The sequence below is a fragment of the Mixta gaviniae genome, from assembly GCF_002953195.1.
GTDB classification, from domain to species: Bacteria; Pseudomonadota; Gammaproteobacteria; order Enterobacterales; family Enterobacteriaceae; genus Mixta; species Mixta gaviniae.
In genome coordinates this window covers 581250-598643 of the sequence record NZ_CP026377.1, presented here as the reverse complement: position 1 = coordinate 598643, position 17394 = coordinate 581250, and the positions used below count along the sequence as shown (strand labels likewise).

The following is a 17394-nucleotide window of genomic DNA, read 5'->3' as shown; positions in this document are numbered from 1 at the left end:
CGATGCGATCGTTATTCGATGGTACGCTGGATTTCGATCACTTCGAAGACTTCGATCATATCGCCGGTGCGAACGTCGTTGTAGTTCTTCACGCCGATACCACACTCCATGCCATTACGCACTTCGTTGACATCATCTTTGAAGCGACGCAGGGATTCCAGCTCGCCTTCATAGATCACCACGTTATCGCGCAGAACGCGAATCGGGTTGTGACGTTTCACTACGCCTTCGGTAACCATACAACCAGCGATTGCACCGAACTTCGGCGAACGGAATACGTCGCGCACTTCGGCCAGGCCGATGATCTGCTGTTTGTATTCCGGCGCCAGCATACCGCTCATCGCCGCCTTCACTTCATCGATCAGATTATAGATGACCGAGTAGTAGCGCAGGTCCAGGCTTTCCGCTTCGATAACGCGACGCGCAGAGGCATCGGCACGAACGTTAAAGCCCAGGATGATAGCATTGGATGCCGCAGCCAGCGTCGCGTCCGTTTCGGTGATACCACCGACGCCGGAACCGACAATCTTCACTTTCACTTCGTCGGTAGAGAGCTTCAGCAGAGAGTCGGCAATCGCTTCGACTGAACCCTGTACGTCTGCTTTCAGCACGATGTTCAGCTCGGACACGTCGCCTTCGTTCATGTTGGCGAACATGTTTTCCAGCTTCGATTTCTGCTGACGTGCCAGTTTGACTTCGCGGAACTTGCCCTGACGATACAGCGCCACTTCACGCGCTTTTTTCTCGTCACGGACAACTGTCGCTTCGTCACCAGCCGCCGGCACGCCGGAAAGGCCCAGAATCTCAACCGGAATTGACGGACCCGCTTCGGTCACTTCATGGCCCATTTCGTCGCGCATCGCACGCACACGGCCATATTCAAAGCCGCACAGTACGATATCGCCTTTGTGCAGCGTGCCTTCACGCACCAGCACGGTCGCAACCGGACCACGACCTTTATCCAGGAAGGATTCAATCACCACGCCGCTCGCCATACCGGCGCGCACCGCAGACAGCTCCAGGACTTCCGCCTGCAGCAGAATCGCATTCAGCAGATCGTCGATACCGGTGCCCGCTTTCGCAGAGACGTTAACGAACATGTTCTCGCCGCCCCACTCTTCCGGAATGATACCGTACTGAGTGAGTTCGTTTTTCACGCGATCCGGATCCGCTTCTGGCTTATCGGTTTTGTTCACCGCAACCACAACCGGTACGCCAGCCGCTTTCGCATGCTGAACCGCTTCGACGGTCTGCGGCATCACGCCATCGTCCGCCGCGACAACCAGCACCACGATATCTGTCGCCTGCGCACCGCGCGCACGCATGGCGGTAAACGCGGCGTGGCCCGGGGTGTCGAGGAAGGTGATCATGCCGTTATCGGTTTCAACGTGATAGGCACCGATGTGCTGGGTAATGCCGCCCGCTTCGCCAGAGGCGATTTTGGTGGAGCGGATATAATCCAGCAGAGAGGTTTTACCGTGGTCAACGTGGCCCATAATGGTCACGACTGGCGCACGGGATTCATGGGCTGCACCGGTATCACGATCGCTCATTACCGCTTCTTCCAGCTCGTTCTCGCGGCGCAGGATCACTTTGTGTCCCATCTCTTCCGCGACCAGCTGAGCAGTTTCCTGATCGATAACCTGGTTGATGGTGGCCATTGCGCCCAGCTTCATCATCGCTTTGATGACCTGAGAGCCTTTAACCGCCATCTTGTTCGCCAGCTCCGCAACGGTAATGGTTTCGCCAATGATGACGTCACGGTTAACCGCCTGCGCCGGCTTGTTGAAGCCCTGCTGCAGCGCGCTGCCTTTACGATGCTTGCCGCCTTTGCCACCGCGAATGGCCGCACGGGCTTCTTCACGATCGGTTTTCGCTTCCGAATGCTTGTTGCCTTTGCTACGCGCACGCGGTGGTTTCGCCGTGCGAGTGCGGCTACGGCCGCCTTCAACTTCACGGTCGTTTTCATCTTCAGCCTGGCGGGCATGCTGAGAAGTGGTGACGTGGTAGTCAGCATCATCTTCTTCAGTCGGCTTCTCTTCCCAGTCGCCTGCTTTCTGCTCGGCAAGCTTACGCGCTTCTTCCGCTACGCGGCGCGCGTCTTCTTCCAGCTTACGGCGGGCTTCTTCTTCCGCTTTACGCTTCAGCTCTGCGGCTTCAGCTTCGCGACGGGCTTTTTCAGACTGGCCGGCCCGGGTCATATCGTCGGTTTGTTGGTTGCTCACTTTCTCATTTTCCGCTGCTTCGCGCTTAGCCTTTTCCGCGGCCTCGCGTTTGGCTTGCTCTTCGGCTTCACGCTTCGCTTTTTCCGCTGCTTCGCGCCTGGCTTTCTCTTCCGCCTCACGACGAGCCTGTTCTTCCGCTTCACGCTGCGCCTGCGCTTCTGCTTCAGCCTTAGCTTTTTCAGCCTCAGCATCCTCTTTTACATAGGTGCGCTTTTTGCGGACTTCGATTTGCACCGACTTACTTTTACCCCCGGTGCCAGGAATATTCAAGGTGCTGCGCGTTTTACGCTGCAGCGTTAATTTGCCTGACGGGCTGCCATTATCGCGATTCAGGTGCGTCAGTAAGGTTTCTTTTTCTTGCTGGGTCACAGAGTCATTTTCAGACTTACGGATCCCTGCGTCAGCGAACTGCTGTACCAGGCGTTCCACCGAAGTCTGTATCTCTGCGGCCAGCGATTTTACGGTTACATCTGTCATGCTGTTCCTTCCTGTTATTACGCGTCATCGCCGAACCAGCAGATATTACGCGCCGCCATAATTAGAGCGCCGGCCTTCTCATCATCAAGGCCTTCGATATCTGTCAGATCGTCGACACCCTGCTCAGCCAGATCTTCCAGCGTGCAAACACCTCTTGCCGCCAGTTTATTGGCCAGAGCGCGATCCACACCGTCAAGGTTCAGCAGATCGTCCGCAGGTTCGCGGTTGCCAAGGCTCTCAGCCTTCTCCAGCGCCAGGGTGGTCAACGCATTTTTCGCACGTTCGCGCAGTGCTTCTACGGTCTCTTCGTCCAGGCCATCAATTTCCAGCAACTCGTTCATCGGCACATACGCCAACTCTTCCAGGGAGGAGAAGCCTTCTTCGACCAGCACGGTGGCGAACTCTTCATCGATGTCCAGGTGTTTGGTGAAGACACCGATAGCGGCGTGCGCTTCCGCCTGGTGTTTCGCCTGCAGATCATCGACCGTCATCACGTTCAGCTCCCAACCGCTCAGTTGTGAAGCCAGACGTACGTTTTGGCCGTTACGGCCAATCGCCTGAGCCAGATTACCGGCTTCTACGGCGATATCCATGGTGTGATTATCTTCATCCACCACAATTGAGGCGACATCGGCAGGCGCCATGGCGTTAATCACGAACTGCGCCGGGTTGTCGTCCCACAGTACGATATCGATGCGTTCACCGCCCAGCTCGCTGGAAACGGCCTGAACGCGCGCGCCACGCATGCCTACGCAGGCGCCGACTGGATCGATACGCTTATCGTTGGTTTTCACTGCAATTTTAGCGCGTGAACCCGGATCGCGGGCCGCGGCTTTGATCTCAATAACTTCTTCGCCGATTTCCGGCACTTCAATGCGGAACAGTTCGATCAGCATTTCCGGTTTGGAACGGCTAACGAACAGCTGAGCGCCGCGCGCTTCAGGACGTACAGCATACAGCACGCCGCGGATACGGTCGCCTGGGCGGAAGTTTTCGCGCGGCAACATATCTTCACGCAGGATGACAGCTTCGGCATTGTTGCCGAGGTCAAGCGTGATATTGTCGCGGTTAACTTTTTTCACCACGCCGGTGATGATCTCGCCTTCCTGCTCGCGGAACTGATCGACAACCATCGCGCGTTCGGCCTCACGCACTTTCTGCACGATAACCTGTTTAGCGGTCTGGGTAGTGATGCGGTCGAATTTTACGGATTCAATCTGATCTTCGACAAAATCGCCGAGATTAACGGTTTCATCTTCGTAGCGGGCCGCTTCGAGCGTGATTTCGCGCGTTGGCTGCGTGACTTCTTCGACAATCTGCCAGCGACGGAACGTATCGAAATCGCCGCTTCGGCGATCGATGCTGACGCGTACGTCGATTTCCTGCTCATATTTTTTCTTGGTTGCAGTGGCCAGTGCGCTCTCCAGCGCCTCGAAGATTTTCTCGCGCGGCAGGGCTTTCTCATTAGAAACGGCTTCTACAACAGCTAAGATTTCTTTATTCATCCTGGTTAGCCTCAATCCGGACTTTTAAAAGTGGGGGACCAGGTTCGCTTTCTGAATATTGCTCAGCGCGAACACTTCATCTTTACCCTCGACGGTCAGCGTAATCATTTCACCTTCGACAGCTTTAATGATGCCCTGCCATTTGCGGCGGTTCTGGACGCCCATACGCAGGACCAGGCTCACTTCCTCACCTGCGAATCGTTCATAATGCTCGGCGGTAAACAGTGGGCGATCAACACCCGGCGAGGAAACTTCAAGGTTGTAAGCGACCGTGATGGGATCTTCCACATCCATGACTGCGCTTACCTGGTGGCTGACATCAGCACAATCGTCAACATTGATGCCATCTTCACTATCAATATAGATGCGCAACGTCGATGTGCGACCACGAATGAACTCGATACCGACCAGTTCGTAGCCAAGCGCTTCTACCGGTGCTGAAATCATCTCTGTTAATTTCTGCTCTAATGTGGACAAGCCCACCCCCAAGACATAAAAAAGGGCATATAGCCCAGTGTTGCGATTCCTGATAACAAAAAACCCCGAAAATTCGGGGCTTAATGCGACTGGACCCTGTATGCCGCAGCTGCGGCTCGGCACACCATCCAAAGAATTTTTTTCAAAATTAGCTGAAGATGCGTCCGGAGATGCATACAGTATATTTGAAAAATAACTCTAAGGGAAAGTGGTTGCGGGGGCCGGATTTGAACCGACGACCTTCGGGTTATGAGCCCGACGAGCTACCAGGCTGCTCCACCCCGCGTCCGAAAACGTGGCGAATATTACGCCGAACATGCACAAAATGCAAGTAAAACTGAGATTTGGTACCGAGGACGGGACTTGAACCCGTAAGCCCAATCGGGCACTACCACCTCAAGGTAGCGTGTCTACCAATTCCACCACCTCGGCACTTTAAGACTGCGACCCTATCCTGAGTCACGTCGAAAGCTTGAAACTTACTGCTTACTGCTTACTGCGGGATATCACTGCCCGGCGCTGCCGGTTTAGCTGGAGCAGTCTGCTGAGACTGTGCCGGCTGAGTCAGATTTTCCCACTCGCTACCTTTGGCTGTCTTGTTGGTGTTCAGGTTACCCAGAATCAAGCTGATAATGAAGAACAGGGTCGCCAGCACTGCGGTCATACGGGTCATGAAATTGCCAGAACCAGCAGATCCAAACAGCGTCGCGGAAGCGCCTGCACCAAAAGAGGCTCCCATATCAGCGCCTTTACCCTGCTGCAGCATGATCAGACCGACAAGGCCAATTGCCACTAACAGAAAAACGACTAACAGAGCTTCGTACATAATCAACCTGTTTCCTTGCGCGGTCACCGCACATCAAAAGCTTCAAACCAATAACGGGGGATGCTTGTCATCTCCCATCAGAAGCGGGTGTGAATACTAACCAAAGGTGTCGGCATCTGCAAGCGCATTTTCAAACGCACGTGCCGATCGCAGAAAAAAACGTCAGAGCGCTGTTTTTTTATGCCGAAACAACTGGTTCCGTTAGTGAGCGACCACTATTTTGTCGCCCCATCTCGTAACACCATTCAGAAAATTTATCATGCGCGCCGCGTGTAAACGTCACTGCGCGGCGCGCATCAATAAAGGCCTCAGGCGATCAGACGAAAGCTATACCGCTTTTACCGCATCAGCAATACGATGCGCCAGCGCGCTAACCTGCGCTTCATCTTCGCCTTCCACCATTACGCGGATCAGCGGCTCAGTGCCTGATTTACGCAGCAGTACGCGCCCACGTCCCGCCAGCGCTTTTTCCACTTCGGCGGTTACGGCTTTCACTTCTGCATTTTCCAGCGGATCGGTATCGCCGCTGAAGCGGACGTTCACCAGAATCTGCGGCAGCAGCTTCATGCCGCTGCAGAGATCATGCAACGTCATGTGATTGCGCGCCATAGCGGTAAGTACTTGCAAACCTGCCACGATGCCGTCGCCGGTGGTGGTTTTGTCCAGCAGAATAACGTGGCCGGAGTTTTCCGCCCCCAGGCGCCAGCCCTTCTCCTGCAGTTTTTCCAGCACGTAGCGGTCGCCGACTTTCGCGCGCGCAAACGGAATGCCCAGCTGTTTTAACGCCAGCTCCAGTCCCATATTGCTCATCAGCGTACCAACGACGCCGCCGCGCAGCTGTCCCTGGCGCAGACCTTCTCGCGCGATGAGATAAAGGATCTGGTCGCCGTCGACTTTGTTGCCGAGGTGGTCGACCATCATTACGCGGTCGCCGTCCCCGTCGAAAGCCAGGCCGACATCCGCCTTCTCTTCCAGCACGCGCTGCTGTAAAGCGCGTACGTCAGTGGCGCCGCACTCTTTGTTGATATTCATGCCGTCCGGCTGCACGCCGATGGAGATCACTTTCGCGCCCAGCTCGCGCATGACGTTCGGCGCAATGTGATAGGTCGCGCCGTTGGCGCAGTCGACGACAATTTTCAGGCCGTTAAGGTTCAGCTCGCTGGGGAAAGTGCCTTTGCAGAATTCAATATAGCGGCCGGCGGCATCAACGATGCGGCTGGCGCGGCCCAACTCCGCTGACTCTACGCAGGTCAACGGTTTTTCCATCTCCAGCTCAATCGCCTCTTCCACTTCGTCCGGCAGCTTGGTGCCTTCGGCGGAGAAGAATTTAATGCCGTTATCTTCAAACGGGTTGTGCGAGGCAGAGATAACAATCCCGGCTTCCGCGCGGAAGGTACGCGTCAGATAGGCGACCGCCGGCGTCGGCATCGGGCCGGTAAAGGAAGCGGAAAGCCCGGCAGCAGCCAGACCCGCTTCCAGCGCTGATTCCAGCATATAGCCAGAGATGCGCGTATCCTTGCCGATAATGATTTTTTTAGAGCCGTGACGCGCCAGTACCTTACCCGCCGCCCAGCCGAGTTTAAGTACGAAGTCAGGCGTGATAGGCATATCGCCGACTTTGCCGCGAATGCCGTCGGTGCCAAAATATTTACGATTACTCATGCGTTTATTCCTTCGCTGAACGTGTCGCTTCGACGACGCGCATCGCCTCTACGGTCTCTTTTACATCGTGTACGCGGATAATTTGCGCGCCCTGCATCGCCGCGATCACCGCGCAAGCCAGGCTGCCGGTAAGACGTTGAGCAGGCCCAACGTTCAGCAGTTGCCCAATCATCGATTTACGCGACATACCGACCAGCAACGGCAGACCAAAATGATGAAAGTCGGCCAGATGCGCCAACAGTTGATAGTTGTGGCTGAGATTCTTACCGAATCCGAAGCCCGGGTCGAGTAGCAGCTGCGATTTTTTAATTCCCGCCGCTTCGCAACGGGCAATGTGCTGGACGAAGAAAGCATCGATCTCTTGCAGCAGATTGTCATAGTGTGGGGCCATCTGCATGGTGCCCGGATCGCCCTGCATGTGCATCAGGCAGACCGGCAGACCGGTTTCCGCGGCCGCCTCAAGCGCGCCGGGCAGCTGCAGGGAGCGAATATCATTGATGATGTGAGCGCCTACTCGCGCGGACTCCCTGATAACTTCAGGTTTAGAGGTATCCACTGAAATCCACACCTCAAAACGCTGCGCAATCGCCTCGATGACCGGGATCACACGCTCCAGCTCCTGGTCAGTCGTCACTTCCGCCGCGCCAGGACGGGTAGATTCGCCGCCGATATCGATAATAGTGGCGCCAGCGTTAACCATCTCATTCGCGTGGGTCAGCGCCGTGACCAAGGTGTTATGCTGGCCGCCGTCGGAAAAAGAGTCAGGTGTGACGTTAAGAATGCCCATGACATGGGGATGTGACAAATCCAGGTGGGAATCCCGGGCGTACAGCTTCATCTTGGCTTTTCCTTTCTGCGTTTAGTCATATTTTGGATGTAAAAAACCCCGGACCAGCCGGGGTTTTCAGATGTCTTTAACAGTTATTTATGAAACTGCTCGGACATGGTGTTGCCTGGGTTTGGCGTACGCGGTTCGTCAACCGGACGCGGCGCCTTCGGCGAACCGTTATTGTCCGAATTGCCGGAACCGGCGCCAGGATCTTCCCACCCTGCCGGCGGACGCACTTCGCGGCGCGCCATCAGGTCGTCGATTTGCGGCGCGTCGATGGTTTCATACTTCATCAACGCATCTTTCATCGCGTGCAGGATATCCATGTTCTCGTTCAGGATGCGGCGAGCGCGCTGATAATTGGTATCAATCAGCTGCTTCACTTCCTGATCGATCAGGCGAGCCGTTTCGTCAGACATATGCTTGGCTTTCGCCACTGAACGGCCGAGGAACACTTCACCCTCTTCTTCCGCATACAGCAACGGCCCCAGCTTCTCTGAGAAGCCCCACTGCGTCACCATGTTGCGCGCCAGATTGGTAGCAACTTTGATGTCGTTTGAGGCGCCGGTAGAGACATGCTCCGAACCGTAAATAATCTCTTCCGCCAGGCGGCCACCGTACAGCGTGGAGATCTGGCTTTCCAGCTTCTGACGGCTGGCGCTGATCGCATCGCCTTCCGGCAGGAAGAAGGTCACACCCAGCGCACGGCCGCGCGGAATGATTGTCACTTTATGCACCGGATCGTGTTCCGGCACCAGGCGGCCGATAATGGCGTGGCCCGCTTCGTGATAGGCAGTCGATTCTTTCTGCGCTTCCGTCATTACCATGGAGCGACGTTCCGCACCCATCATAATTTTGTCTTTCGCTTTTTCGAACTCAACCATCGAGACCACGCGTTTGTTGCCACGGGCGGCAAACAGCGCCGCTTCGTTGACCAGGTTAGCCAGGTCAGCACCGGAGAAGCCCGGCGTACCGCGCGCGATGATTGCCGCGTCGATATCGGTGGCCAGCGGAACGCGACGCATATGTACTTTCAGAATTTGCTCACGGCCGCGCACATCCGGCAGACCAACCACAACCTGACGGTCGAAACGGCCTGGACGCAGCAGCGCCGGGTCAAGCACGTCGGGACGGTTGGTCGCGGCAATAACGATGATGCCTTCATTGCCTTCGAAACCATCCATCTCAACCAGCATCTGGTTCAGAGTCTGCTCACGCTCATCGTGACCGCCGCCTAAGCCGGCGCCACGCTGACGGCCAACGGCGTCAATTTCATCGATAAAGATGATGCAGGGAGCCGCTTTTTTCGCCTGTTCGAACATGTCGCGCACGCGGGACGCGCCGACACCGACGAACATTTCCACGAAGTCAGAACCGGAAATGGTAAAGAACGGCACCTTGGCTTCGCCGGCGATCGCTTTCGCCAGCAGCGTTTTACCGGTACCCGGCGGGCCCACCATCAGAACGCCTTTCGGAATTTTACCGCCCAGCTTCTGGAAGCGGCTCGGCTCACGCAGGTATTCCACCAGCTCGCCGACTTCCTCTTTCGCTTCGTCGCAGCCTGCAACGTCGGCGAAGGTAGTTTTAATCTGATCTTCCGTCAGCATGCGGGCTTTGCTTTTGCCAAAGGACATCGCGCCTTTGCCGCCGCCGCCCTGCATTTGACGCATAAAGAAGATCCAGACGCCAATCAGCAGCAGCATCGGGAACCAGGAGATGAAGATAGAAGCCAGCAGGCTCGGTTCTTCCGGCGGTTCGCCGACCACTTTTACATTTTTGGTCAACAGGTTATCGAGCAACTTGGGATCGTTGACGGGAATGTAGGTCGTGTATCGATTACTGTCTTTTTTGGTAACGTTGATTTCACGCCCGTTAATACGTGCCTCGCGGACCTGATCCTGGTTCACTTCCGACAGGAAGGTTGAATAATCAACCCTACGGCCATTCGACTCGCTGGGCCCAAAGCTCTGGAAGACAGACATCAGCACGACCGCGATGACTAACCAGAGAATCAGGTTTTTCGCCATGTCACTCAAGGGATTAACCTCATATTACAACTGTGTTAACAGACAGCGTAGGGTACTATAGTTTGCGCCCTGTCGCTACAATGTACACTTCGCGTGAACGTGAACGCGAAGCGTCCGGCTTACGAATTTTCACTTTCGTAAACAGGGAGCGAATTTCCCGCAGGTATTCATCGAAGCCATCTCCCTGAAATACTTTCACTACAAAGCTGCCTCCGGGTGCCAGAATATCGCGACACATTTCCAGCGCCAGCTCAACCAGATACATCGATCGGGGAATATCTACAGCGGGGGTGCCGCTCATGTTGGGTGCCATATCGGACATGACCACCTGCACTTTCTCTTCGCCGACGCGTTCAAGCAGCGCCTTTACCACCGATTCTTCACGAAAATCGCCCTGAAGGAAATCGACACCGACGATAGGATCCATAGGCAGAATGTCACAGGCGATAATACGCCCTTTCGAACCGATTTGGGTGGCGACATATTGTGACCAACCGCCAGGCGCGGCGCCAAGGTCGACCACCGTCATACCGGGCTTAAACAGCTTATCGCCCTGCTGTATTTCATCAAGTTTAAACCAGGCGCGTGAACGCAACCCTTTTTTCTGTGCCTGTTGCACATATTTATCGCTAAAGTGTTCCTGAAGCCAGCGGCTGGAACTGGCCGAACGCTTTTTACCTGTCATACTTTTTCCAACTATTCTTCATCGTAGCGATAAATAACCAAACAGACGGCTGTCGCGTTTGGTGATATACCAGAGATGGCGGTAGAATGTACCGTTTTCAATCCCAATGTAAGTAAAAATATACGATGAATCTGAGTACCAAACAAAAACAGCACCTGAAAGGTCTGGCGCACCCTCTGAAACCTGTCGTCATGCTGGGCAACCACGGCCTCACTGAGGGCGTGCTGGCCGAGATTGACCAGGCGCTTACGCATCACGAACTGATTAAGGTGAAGATCGCTACCGAAGATCGGGAAACGAAAAACCTGGTGGTGGAAGCCATTGTTCGCGAAACGGGAGCCTGTAACGTGCAGGTTATCGGCAAGACGCTGGTGCTGTACCGCCCGACAGAAGAACGCAAAATCTCCCTGCCGCGCTAATCGCGTACGCTGATGAATCAGCCGGAAGAAATTGCCATGCTCCTGCACTGGATAAAAGGCCGCGATGCGGCCTTTTTCCTTTCTTTACAATCCTGCGACGCTTAAAGCAGCGTAGCAGAGATTAAAGATATTCTACTTTCAGAATCTCATACTCGACGTCACCACCCGGGGTTTTGATCACCACCACGTCGTCGGCCTCTTTACCGATCAGACCGCGTGCCATCGGCGAGTTCACGGAAATTAGATTCTGCTTATAGTCAGCTTCATCGTCGCCAACGATACGCCAGGTCGACTCTTCGTCAGTATCAAGATTCAGCACGGAAACTGTCGCGCCGAAAATCACGCGGCCATTGTTCGGCATTTTCGTTACGTCGATCACCTGCGCATTAGAGAGCTTGGCTTCGATCTCCTGAATACGCCCTTCACAAAAGCCCTGTTCTTCGCGTGCGGCATGATACTCGGCATTCTCTTTCAGATCGCCATGCTCACGCGCTTCCGCAATAGAGGCAATAATACGGGGGCGTCTGACGGTCTTCAGCTCTTCGAGTTCTTCACGCAGCTTCTCTGCGCCCCTTAACGTCATCGGAATCTGATTCATTTTAATACCTCGTCATCGGTCCTGTTTGCTTGTTGTCGTCCTGACCAGTGGTCGTCGGCCTGACGCGTTATGCAACGCTACCGGCTGATTCGCAAACAAAAGAAACCTGACCCGGAGCAGGCTCCAGGTCAGGATTCGGGTTTGCATTTTGATACGTATTTTAACCCAGAGTTCCCTGTGGGTCATCGTTTACTTTCTACCGTGATGCACCGTAGTATGACGGCTTCACCCGTCAGTTACCGCGAGATTATGCGATTTTCACGACTTGTTACCGGACTAACCTGTGCGTTTATGCTGCAAGCTCACGCAGCACCTGTGGAAGAATACACACAATACTTACCGGATGGCGCAAACCTGGCGCTGATGGCACAAAAAGTGGGTTCATCAACGCCGCTGGTCGATTATCACAGTAAACAAATGGCTTTGCCAGCCAGCACCATGAAAGTAGTGACGGCGCTCGCAGCCCTGCTGGAGCTGGGCCCTGACTTTCGCTTTCGTACTACGCTGGAGACGCAGGGCAAGGTTAGCGACGGCACGCTTAAAGGCGATCTGGTCGCGCGTTTCGCCGGCGACCCGACGCTCTCACGTCAGGATCTGCGCAATATGGTGACGGCGCTGACCAGGCAGGGTATCACTCATATTCAGGGCAACCTGGTGATCGACACCTCGGTGTTCGCCAGCCACGATAAGGCGCCCGGCTGGCCGTGGAACGACATTACGCAGTGTTTCAGCGCGCCGCCGGCCGCCGCTATTGTCGATAAAAACTGCTTTTCCGTTTCGCTCTACAGCGCCGATCGCCCTGACGACAACGCCTTCATCCGCGTCGCCTCTTACTACCCGGTCAATATGTTCAGCCAGGTGCGCACTCTGGCCAAAGGCTCGCCGGACGCGCCTTACTGCGAGCTGGATGTCGTGCCAGGCGAGCTGAACCGCTTTACGCTGACAGGCTGTATGACGCAGCGCAGTGAACCACTGCCGCTGGCCTTCTCCATTCAGGACGGCGCCGCCTGGGCGGGCGCGATTTTAAAAGCGATGCTGCACGACGCCGGTATTGATTATACCGGCCATCTGGTGCGTCAGACGCGCGTCAGCGAACCGGGCACCGTCCTGGCGGAAACGCAGTCCGCGCCGCTGCACGATCTGCTGAAAATCATGCTGAAAAAATCGGACAATATGATTGCCGATACGGTGTTCCGTACTATCGGCCATCACTATTTCAACGTGCCGGGCACCTGGCGCGCCGGCTCCGACGCCGTGCGCCGTATCCTGCGTCAGAAGGCGAATATCGATTTAGGCAACAGCATTCAGGTCGACGGCTCCGGCCTGTCGCGTCACGATCTGATCGCGCCGGCGACAATGATGGAGGTGCTGCAATACATCGCGCAAAACGATCAGCAGCTAAACTTTATCTCGATGCTGCCGCTGGCAGGCTATGACGGCACGCTGCGCTATCGCGGCGGCCTGCATGAGGCGGGCGTCGACGGTAAAGTCTCCGCGAAAACCGGCTCGCTCTCCGGTGTTTATAACCTGGCAGGCTTTATCACTACCGCCAGCGGACAGCGCGTCGCTTTCGTGCAGTTCCTCTCCGGCTACGCCGTGCCGCCGGAGGATAAGAAAATCCGTCGGGTGCCGCTGGTGCGCTTCGAAAGTCGTTTGTATAAGGATCTCTACCAAAATAACTGAGCCTGATGAAAATACTTATCGTGGAAGATGACGCGCTGTTGCAGGAGGGCGTGGCCCTCGCGCTGAGCGGCGAGGGATATGTTACCGACTGCGCGGCAAAGGGCGCGCAGGCGGAATCCCTGTTGCACAGTGGGCAATACAGCCTGATTGTTCTCGATCTCGGTCTGCCGGATATGGATGGCGCAGCGTTGCTGCGGCGCTGGCGCCGGCAGGGCATCGACCTGCCGGTCCTGATCCTGACGGCGCGCGATGCGCTGGAGGATCGGGTCGGCGGGCTTGATGCCGGCGCCGACGATTACCTGGTCAAGCCGTTCGCGCTGGCGGAGCTGAAGGCGCGCGTACGCGCCTTGATCCGCCGCTATCAGGGGCGCAGCGATAATCAGATCCAACACGGCGATCTGGCGCTGAATCTCTCCTCGCAGCAGGTTTCCGTTGAAAATCAGCCGGTCGAAGTGACGCCAAAAGAGTTCGCGCTGCTGACGCGCCTGCTGATGCGCATCGGGCAGACGGTGCATCGCGAGACGCTGCAGCAGGATCTCTACAGCTGGCAGGATGATAACGGATCCAACACGCTGGAAGTGCATATTCATAATCTGCGCCGCAAGTTGGGTAAAGATCGGATTAAGACGGTGCGCGGCGTTGGCTACCGGCTGGAAGAGCGCGCGTGAACAGCATGCGTCGGCGGCTGCTGATTATGCTGGCGCTGATACTGCTGACCTGCCAGCTGATGAGCGCTATCTGGCTCTGGCATGAAAGCCGGGAGCAGATCGGCTTTCTGGTCAACGAGACATTAACGGCCAAATCGCGCAATCAGCATGTGGAAAACGAGATCCGCGAAGCGATCGCCTCGCTGCTGCTGCCTTCGCTGGTAATGGTAGGCTTTACCCTTATTCTCTCTTTCTGGGCCATCAGCTGGATTATTCGCCCGCTGAATGCGCTGCAGGCCAGCCTGGCCGAACGCTCCGCCGACAACCTCACTCCCCTGCCCACCTTTTCCGATATGGAAGAGATCGTGGCGGTGACGCGCGCCCTGAACCAGCTGCTGGCGCGCCTTGACCAGACGCTGCAGCAGGAAAGGTTGTTTACCGCCGATGCGGCGCACGAGCTGCGCACGCCGCTGGCGGGCCTGCGCCTGCATCTGGAGCTGATGGCGCAGCAGGAGATTAAGCAGGCGCCGATGCTGGTGGCGCGCGTCGATCAACTTATGCATGTGATTGAACAGCTGCTGATGCTGTCACGCGCCGGCCAGGCGCTCGCCAGCGGCCACTATCAGACGTTAAGCTGGCAACAGGATATTTTCGCCCCGCTGCAGGGCGAAATGGACGAGATGCTGAAGCAGCGCCGACAGCATCTGGCGTGGCCGCAGGAAGAGGGCCGCGTACAGGGCGATGCGGTGCTGCTGCGCCTGATGCTACGTAATTTGCTGGAGAATGCGTCGCGCTACAGTCCGGAAAGCTCCCTGATCACGTTACAGCTCCAGGCCGACGAAACAGGTAGCCTGCTGCGCGTGCTGGATGAAGGGCCGGGAATCGATGAAGAGACCGCCGGCGAACTGACGCAGGCGTTCCATCGCCGCGACCGCCGCTACGGCGGCAGCGGACTGGGATTGAATATTGTGCTGCGCATTCTGCAGCTGCACGGCGGCAAGCTGCAGCTTGGCAACCGCCGCGATCGTTCCGGGCTGGATGCGCAGTGCCAGTTGCCCGCCAGCCTTAACTAAGGCGACGGGCCTTTACTCAGAAGTGGGTGTCCAGCCCCAGATACCAGGTGCGTCCCGATTCGTTATAGGTATTGGCGCCTGCGCCATACATATAAGAGTTGGTGACGGCATTGCCGGTGGTTTGCGCATTGCCCGCGCGGAAATGCCGCTTATCCAGCAGGTTATCTACGCCCAGCGTCACGCTGACATATTTGTTGACCTCCAGCGTGCCGCTTAGCCCAATCACGGAATAAGGGCTGACCTCATCCTTCTCGCTGCCGCTTATCGCCTCTCCCTTGTAGTTGTACTTTTTCGGCGTCTGACGACCATACCAGGTAAAGGTGGATTGCAGCGACAGGTTCGGCAATGCCTGCCAGCTCAGCGCCGAGTTCAGGGTATATTGCGGAATAATCGACAGGCGATCGCCGGTCTCTTTGTTTTTGCTCTGCAGCATCCACGTCAGGTTGTTATTCCAGCTGACCGTCTCGCCGAGCGGCAGATTCACCGTGCCTTCCACTCCTTCCACGACTGCTTTCGGCACGTTCTCCCAGCGATAAATATCGGTTCGGCCATTGGTGGAGGTACCGCTCGGCAGATAGCCCGCCTCAATTTTGTCGCGATAATCGTTGCGGAACCAGGTCAGGCCGAGCTGATAGTCGTCATGCTTCCACTCCAGCCCCGCCTCTTTATTGATGCTGGTTTCCGCTTTCAGATCGTCGTTGCCCATCAGGTAGCAGGCGCCGGTGCTGGCCGCACAGCCCTGACCGCGACTATAGAGAATGTAGTTCGGGTTGGTCTGATAAAGGCTGGGCGCCTTGTAGGCGCGGCCGATGCCCAGTTTAAGCGTGACCTCTTCGCTCAGCGCCTGCGACAGGTTAAGCGACGGGCTCCAGTTATCGCCCACGATCGAATGATGATCGAAGCGCAGCGCCGGCACCAGCATCGTGCTGTCGGTCAGCTCAAGGTTATCCTCGGCGAACAGAGAAAAGATCTCCGCCTGGCTATAAGGACTGCGACTGCCGCTGGAAACGCCGGCAATGTCTCCTCCGCTCAGCGCCTGCGTGGTTGAGCTGGGATCCTTCATACGCTGCTGATTCCATTCGGCGCCGAAAGTGGCGGTCTGGTTAACCAGCCGTTCAAACGGAACGCTGATTTCGCTGTGCAGCAGCAGATTGTTCAGCTCAATGGTGGAGAAATCGTTGTCAGCGAAGATCCCTTCGGTACCGCCCGCCAGCCCCTCATTAAGTCGGCTGTTACGGGTATTTTCATACTGCGCAAAGTTATTGGTGCTGATGCCGTTATCCCAGGCGCCGGTCCAGGTGACCGCTACGTTCTGACGATAGAGCCGATTAGTTTCTTTACCGTAGTTCTGGTTCACCAGCGCATTGCTATTGGTGTTTTGCGTATCGCCCGCGTAAAGATTACCCTGCCGGCTGTAGCCCGCTTCAAACTCCAGTGCCTGCATCGGCGCGAAGGCCCAGCGCAGCAGCGCATTGATATCTTTGTTTTCCGTGCCTTCGCGGCCTGCGGGCACGGTATCGGCATAGCTGCCGGTGCGCAGGGACTGATGTCCGGCGTTAATAAACTGCGCGTCCGCCTGGGTTTTGCTCAGGCCACCATACAAACGGAAGGAGAGATCGTCGCCCAGCGGCCCGCTCAGGCTGAAATTGGTGCGCTTTGTATCGCCCTCTTCGCGGTGCTGCGGCACGTTGTAGTAGCTGTTCCAGGATCCATGCCAGCCGTCGGATGTTTTTTTAGTGATAATATTGACCACGCCGCCGGCGGCGCCGTTGCCGTAACGCACCGCCGCCGGGCCGCGGATGACATCGATATGATCAATCATCTCCGCAGGTACCCAGCTGGTGTCGCCGCGCGTATCGCGTTCGCCGCGCCAGCCAAGACGCACAGAATTACGGCTGGTTACCGGCCGGCCATCTATCAGAATCAGGGTGTTTTCCGGCCCCATGCCGCGTATATCGATCTGCCGGTTATTGCCGCGCTGTCCGCTGGTGGAGTTGCCGGTCAGATTGACGCCCGGCATGGTGCGGATGATTTCTGCCACGTCGCGCGCTGGCGGATGCTTTTTGATCTGCTCAGCTGATATGGTGGATACGCCTGGCGCCTGTAAATTCTGCTGCCGGGCCGTGACGACCAGCGTGCCCTCTTCCGCATTGCCGTCATGCGGAAGAGCGTTCTCCGTTTCCGCCAGGCTGTGCGCCGTAAAAAAGCCGCTGGCCAGCGTCAGCGGCACCAGAAGCCGATAGGTTCTTGTAGAATTCATT

General features: G+C 56.3%; 14 protein-coding genes and 2 tRNA genes. 4 read left to right on the top strand and 12 right to left on the bottom strand.

All coding sequences use genetic code 11. From position 1 onward, the window contains the following. Positions 1-11 precede the first annotated feature (11 nt). From infB to rlmE, 10 genes are all read right to left on the bottom strand, one after another. The gene (gene infB, locus C2E15_RS02760; RefSeq protein WP_104956028.1) at positions 12-2702 is read right to left on the bottom strand and encodes a translation initiation factor IF-2; all 2691 of its coding nucleotides are present in this window, start codon (positions 2700-2702) and stop codon (positions 12-14) included. A 17-nt stretch (positions 2703-2719) separates the two neighbouring features. Further along, positions 2720-4207 (bottom strand): transcription termination factor NusA, encoded by a 1488-nt coding sequence (gene nusA / locus C2E15_RS02755; RefSeq protein ID WP_104956027.1) that lies wholly within the window; start codon positions 4205-4207, stop codon positions 2720-2722. Positions 4208-4231: 24 nt separating this feature from the next. Continuing rightward, positions 4232-4684, bottom strand: coding sequence for a ribosome maturation factor RimP (gene rimP / locus C2E15_RS02750; protein ID WP_146108522.1), 453 nt, complete (start codon positions 4682-4684; stop codon positions 4232-4234). 209 nt (positions 4685-4893) lie between these two features. Next, positions 4894-4970, bottom strand: a tRNA-Met gene (locus tag C2E15_RS02745). 59 nt (positions 4971-5029) lie between these two features. Further along, positions 5030-5116: transfer RNA gene (locus C2E15_RS02740), tRNA-Leu, on the bottom strand. 61 nt (positions 5117-5177) lie between these two features. Next, a complete protein-coding gene (gene secG, locus C2E15_RS02735; RefSeq protein WP_104956025.1) occupies positions 5178-5510 on the bottom strand; it encodes a preprotein translocase subunit SecG in 333 nt (110 codons plus the stop codon). 327 nt (positions 5511-5837) lie between these two features. After that, positions 5838-7172 (bottom strand): phosphoglucosamine mutase, encoded by a 1335-nt coding sequence (gene glmM / locus C2E15_RS02730; protein ID WP_104956024.1) that lies wholly within the window; start codon positions 7170-7172, stop codon positions 5838-5840. A 4-nt stretch (positions 7173-7176) separates the two neighbouring features. Beyond that, positions 7177-8010: a dihydropteroate synthase gene (folP, locus tag C2E15_RS02725; protein WP_104956023.1), complete on the bottom strand. Its 834-nt coding sequence runs from the start codon at positions 8008-8010 to the stop codon at positions 7177-7179. A gap of 83 nt (positions 8011-8093) precedes the next feature. Beyond that, positions 8094-10028: an ATP-dependent zinc metalloprotease FtsH gene (ftsH, locus tag C2E15_RS02720; protein ID WP_104956022.1), complete on the bottom strand. Its 1935-nt coding sequence runs from the start codon at positions 10026-10028 to the stop codon at positions 8094-8096. Positions 10029-10083: 55 nt separating this feature from the next. Continuing rightward, entirely contained in the window at positions 10084-10713 is a 630-nt protein-coding gene (gene rlmE / locus C2E15_RS02715; protein ID WP_038628759.1) for a 23S rRNA (uridine(2552)-2'-O)-methyltransferase RlmE, read from the bottom strand. 125 nt (positions 10714-10838) lie between these two features. On the opposite strand from rlmE, the gene yhbY reads away from it, so the two are divergent. Then, positions 10839-11132: a ribosome assembly RNA-binding protein YhbY gene (gene yhbY, locus C2E15_RS02705; RefSeq protein ID WP_104956020.1), complete on the top strand. Its 294-nt coding sequence runs from the start codon at positions 10839-10841 to the stop codon at positions 11130-11132. A 121-nt stretch (positions 11133-11253) separates the two neighbouring features. Here the strand turns inward: yhbY and greA are convergent, their stop codons facing one another. Continuing rightward, positions 11254-11730: a transcription elongation factor GreA gene (greA, locus tag C2E15_RS02700; RefSeq protein ID WP_038628763.1), complete on the bottom strand. Its 477-nt coding sequence runs from the start codon at positions 11728-11730 to the stop codon at positions 11254-11256. A 249-nt stretch (positions 11731-11979) separates the two neighbouring features. On the opposite strand from greA, the gene dacB reads away from it, so the two are divergent. From dacB to pmrB, 3 genes are read left to right on the top strand one after another with little or no spacing between them, the layout of a single operon-like run. Next, positions 11980-13413 carry a serine-type D-Ala-D-Ala carboxypeptidase gene (gene dacB, locus C2E15_RS02695; RefSeq protein ID WP_104959052.1) on the top strand — a complete coding sequence of 478 codons (1434 nt, stop codon included), beginning with the start codon at positions 11980-11982 and terminating at the stop codon, positions 13411-13413. Between the two features lie 5 nt (positions 13414-13418). After that, complete coding sequence (gene pmrA / locus C2E15_RS02690) at positions 13419-14081, top strand: two-component system response regulator PmrA (RefSeq protein ID WP_104956019.1); 663 nt, start codon at positions 13419-13421, stop codon at positions 14079-14081. Next, complete coding sequence (gene pmrB / locus C2E15_RS02685) at positions 14078-15133, top strand: two-component system sensor histidine kinase PmrB (protein WP_104956018.1); 1056 nt, start codon at positions 14078-14080, stop codon at positions 15131-15133. The genes pmrA and pmrB overlap by 4 nt, the downstream gene beginning before the upstream one ends. Positions 15134-15149: 16 nt before the next feature. Here pmrB and C2E15_RS02680 read toward each other — a convergent pair whose 3' ends face one another. Further along, entirely contained in the window at positions 15150-17393 is a 2244-nt protein-coding gene (locus C2E15_RS02680; RefSeq protein ID WP_146108521.1) for a TonB-dependent siderophore receptor, read from the bottom strand. Position 17394: the final 1 nt, after the last annotated feature.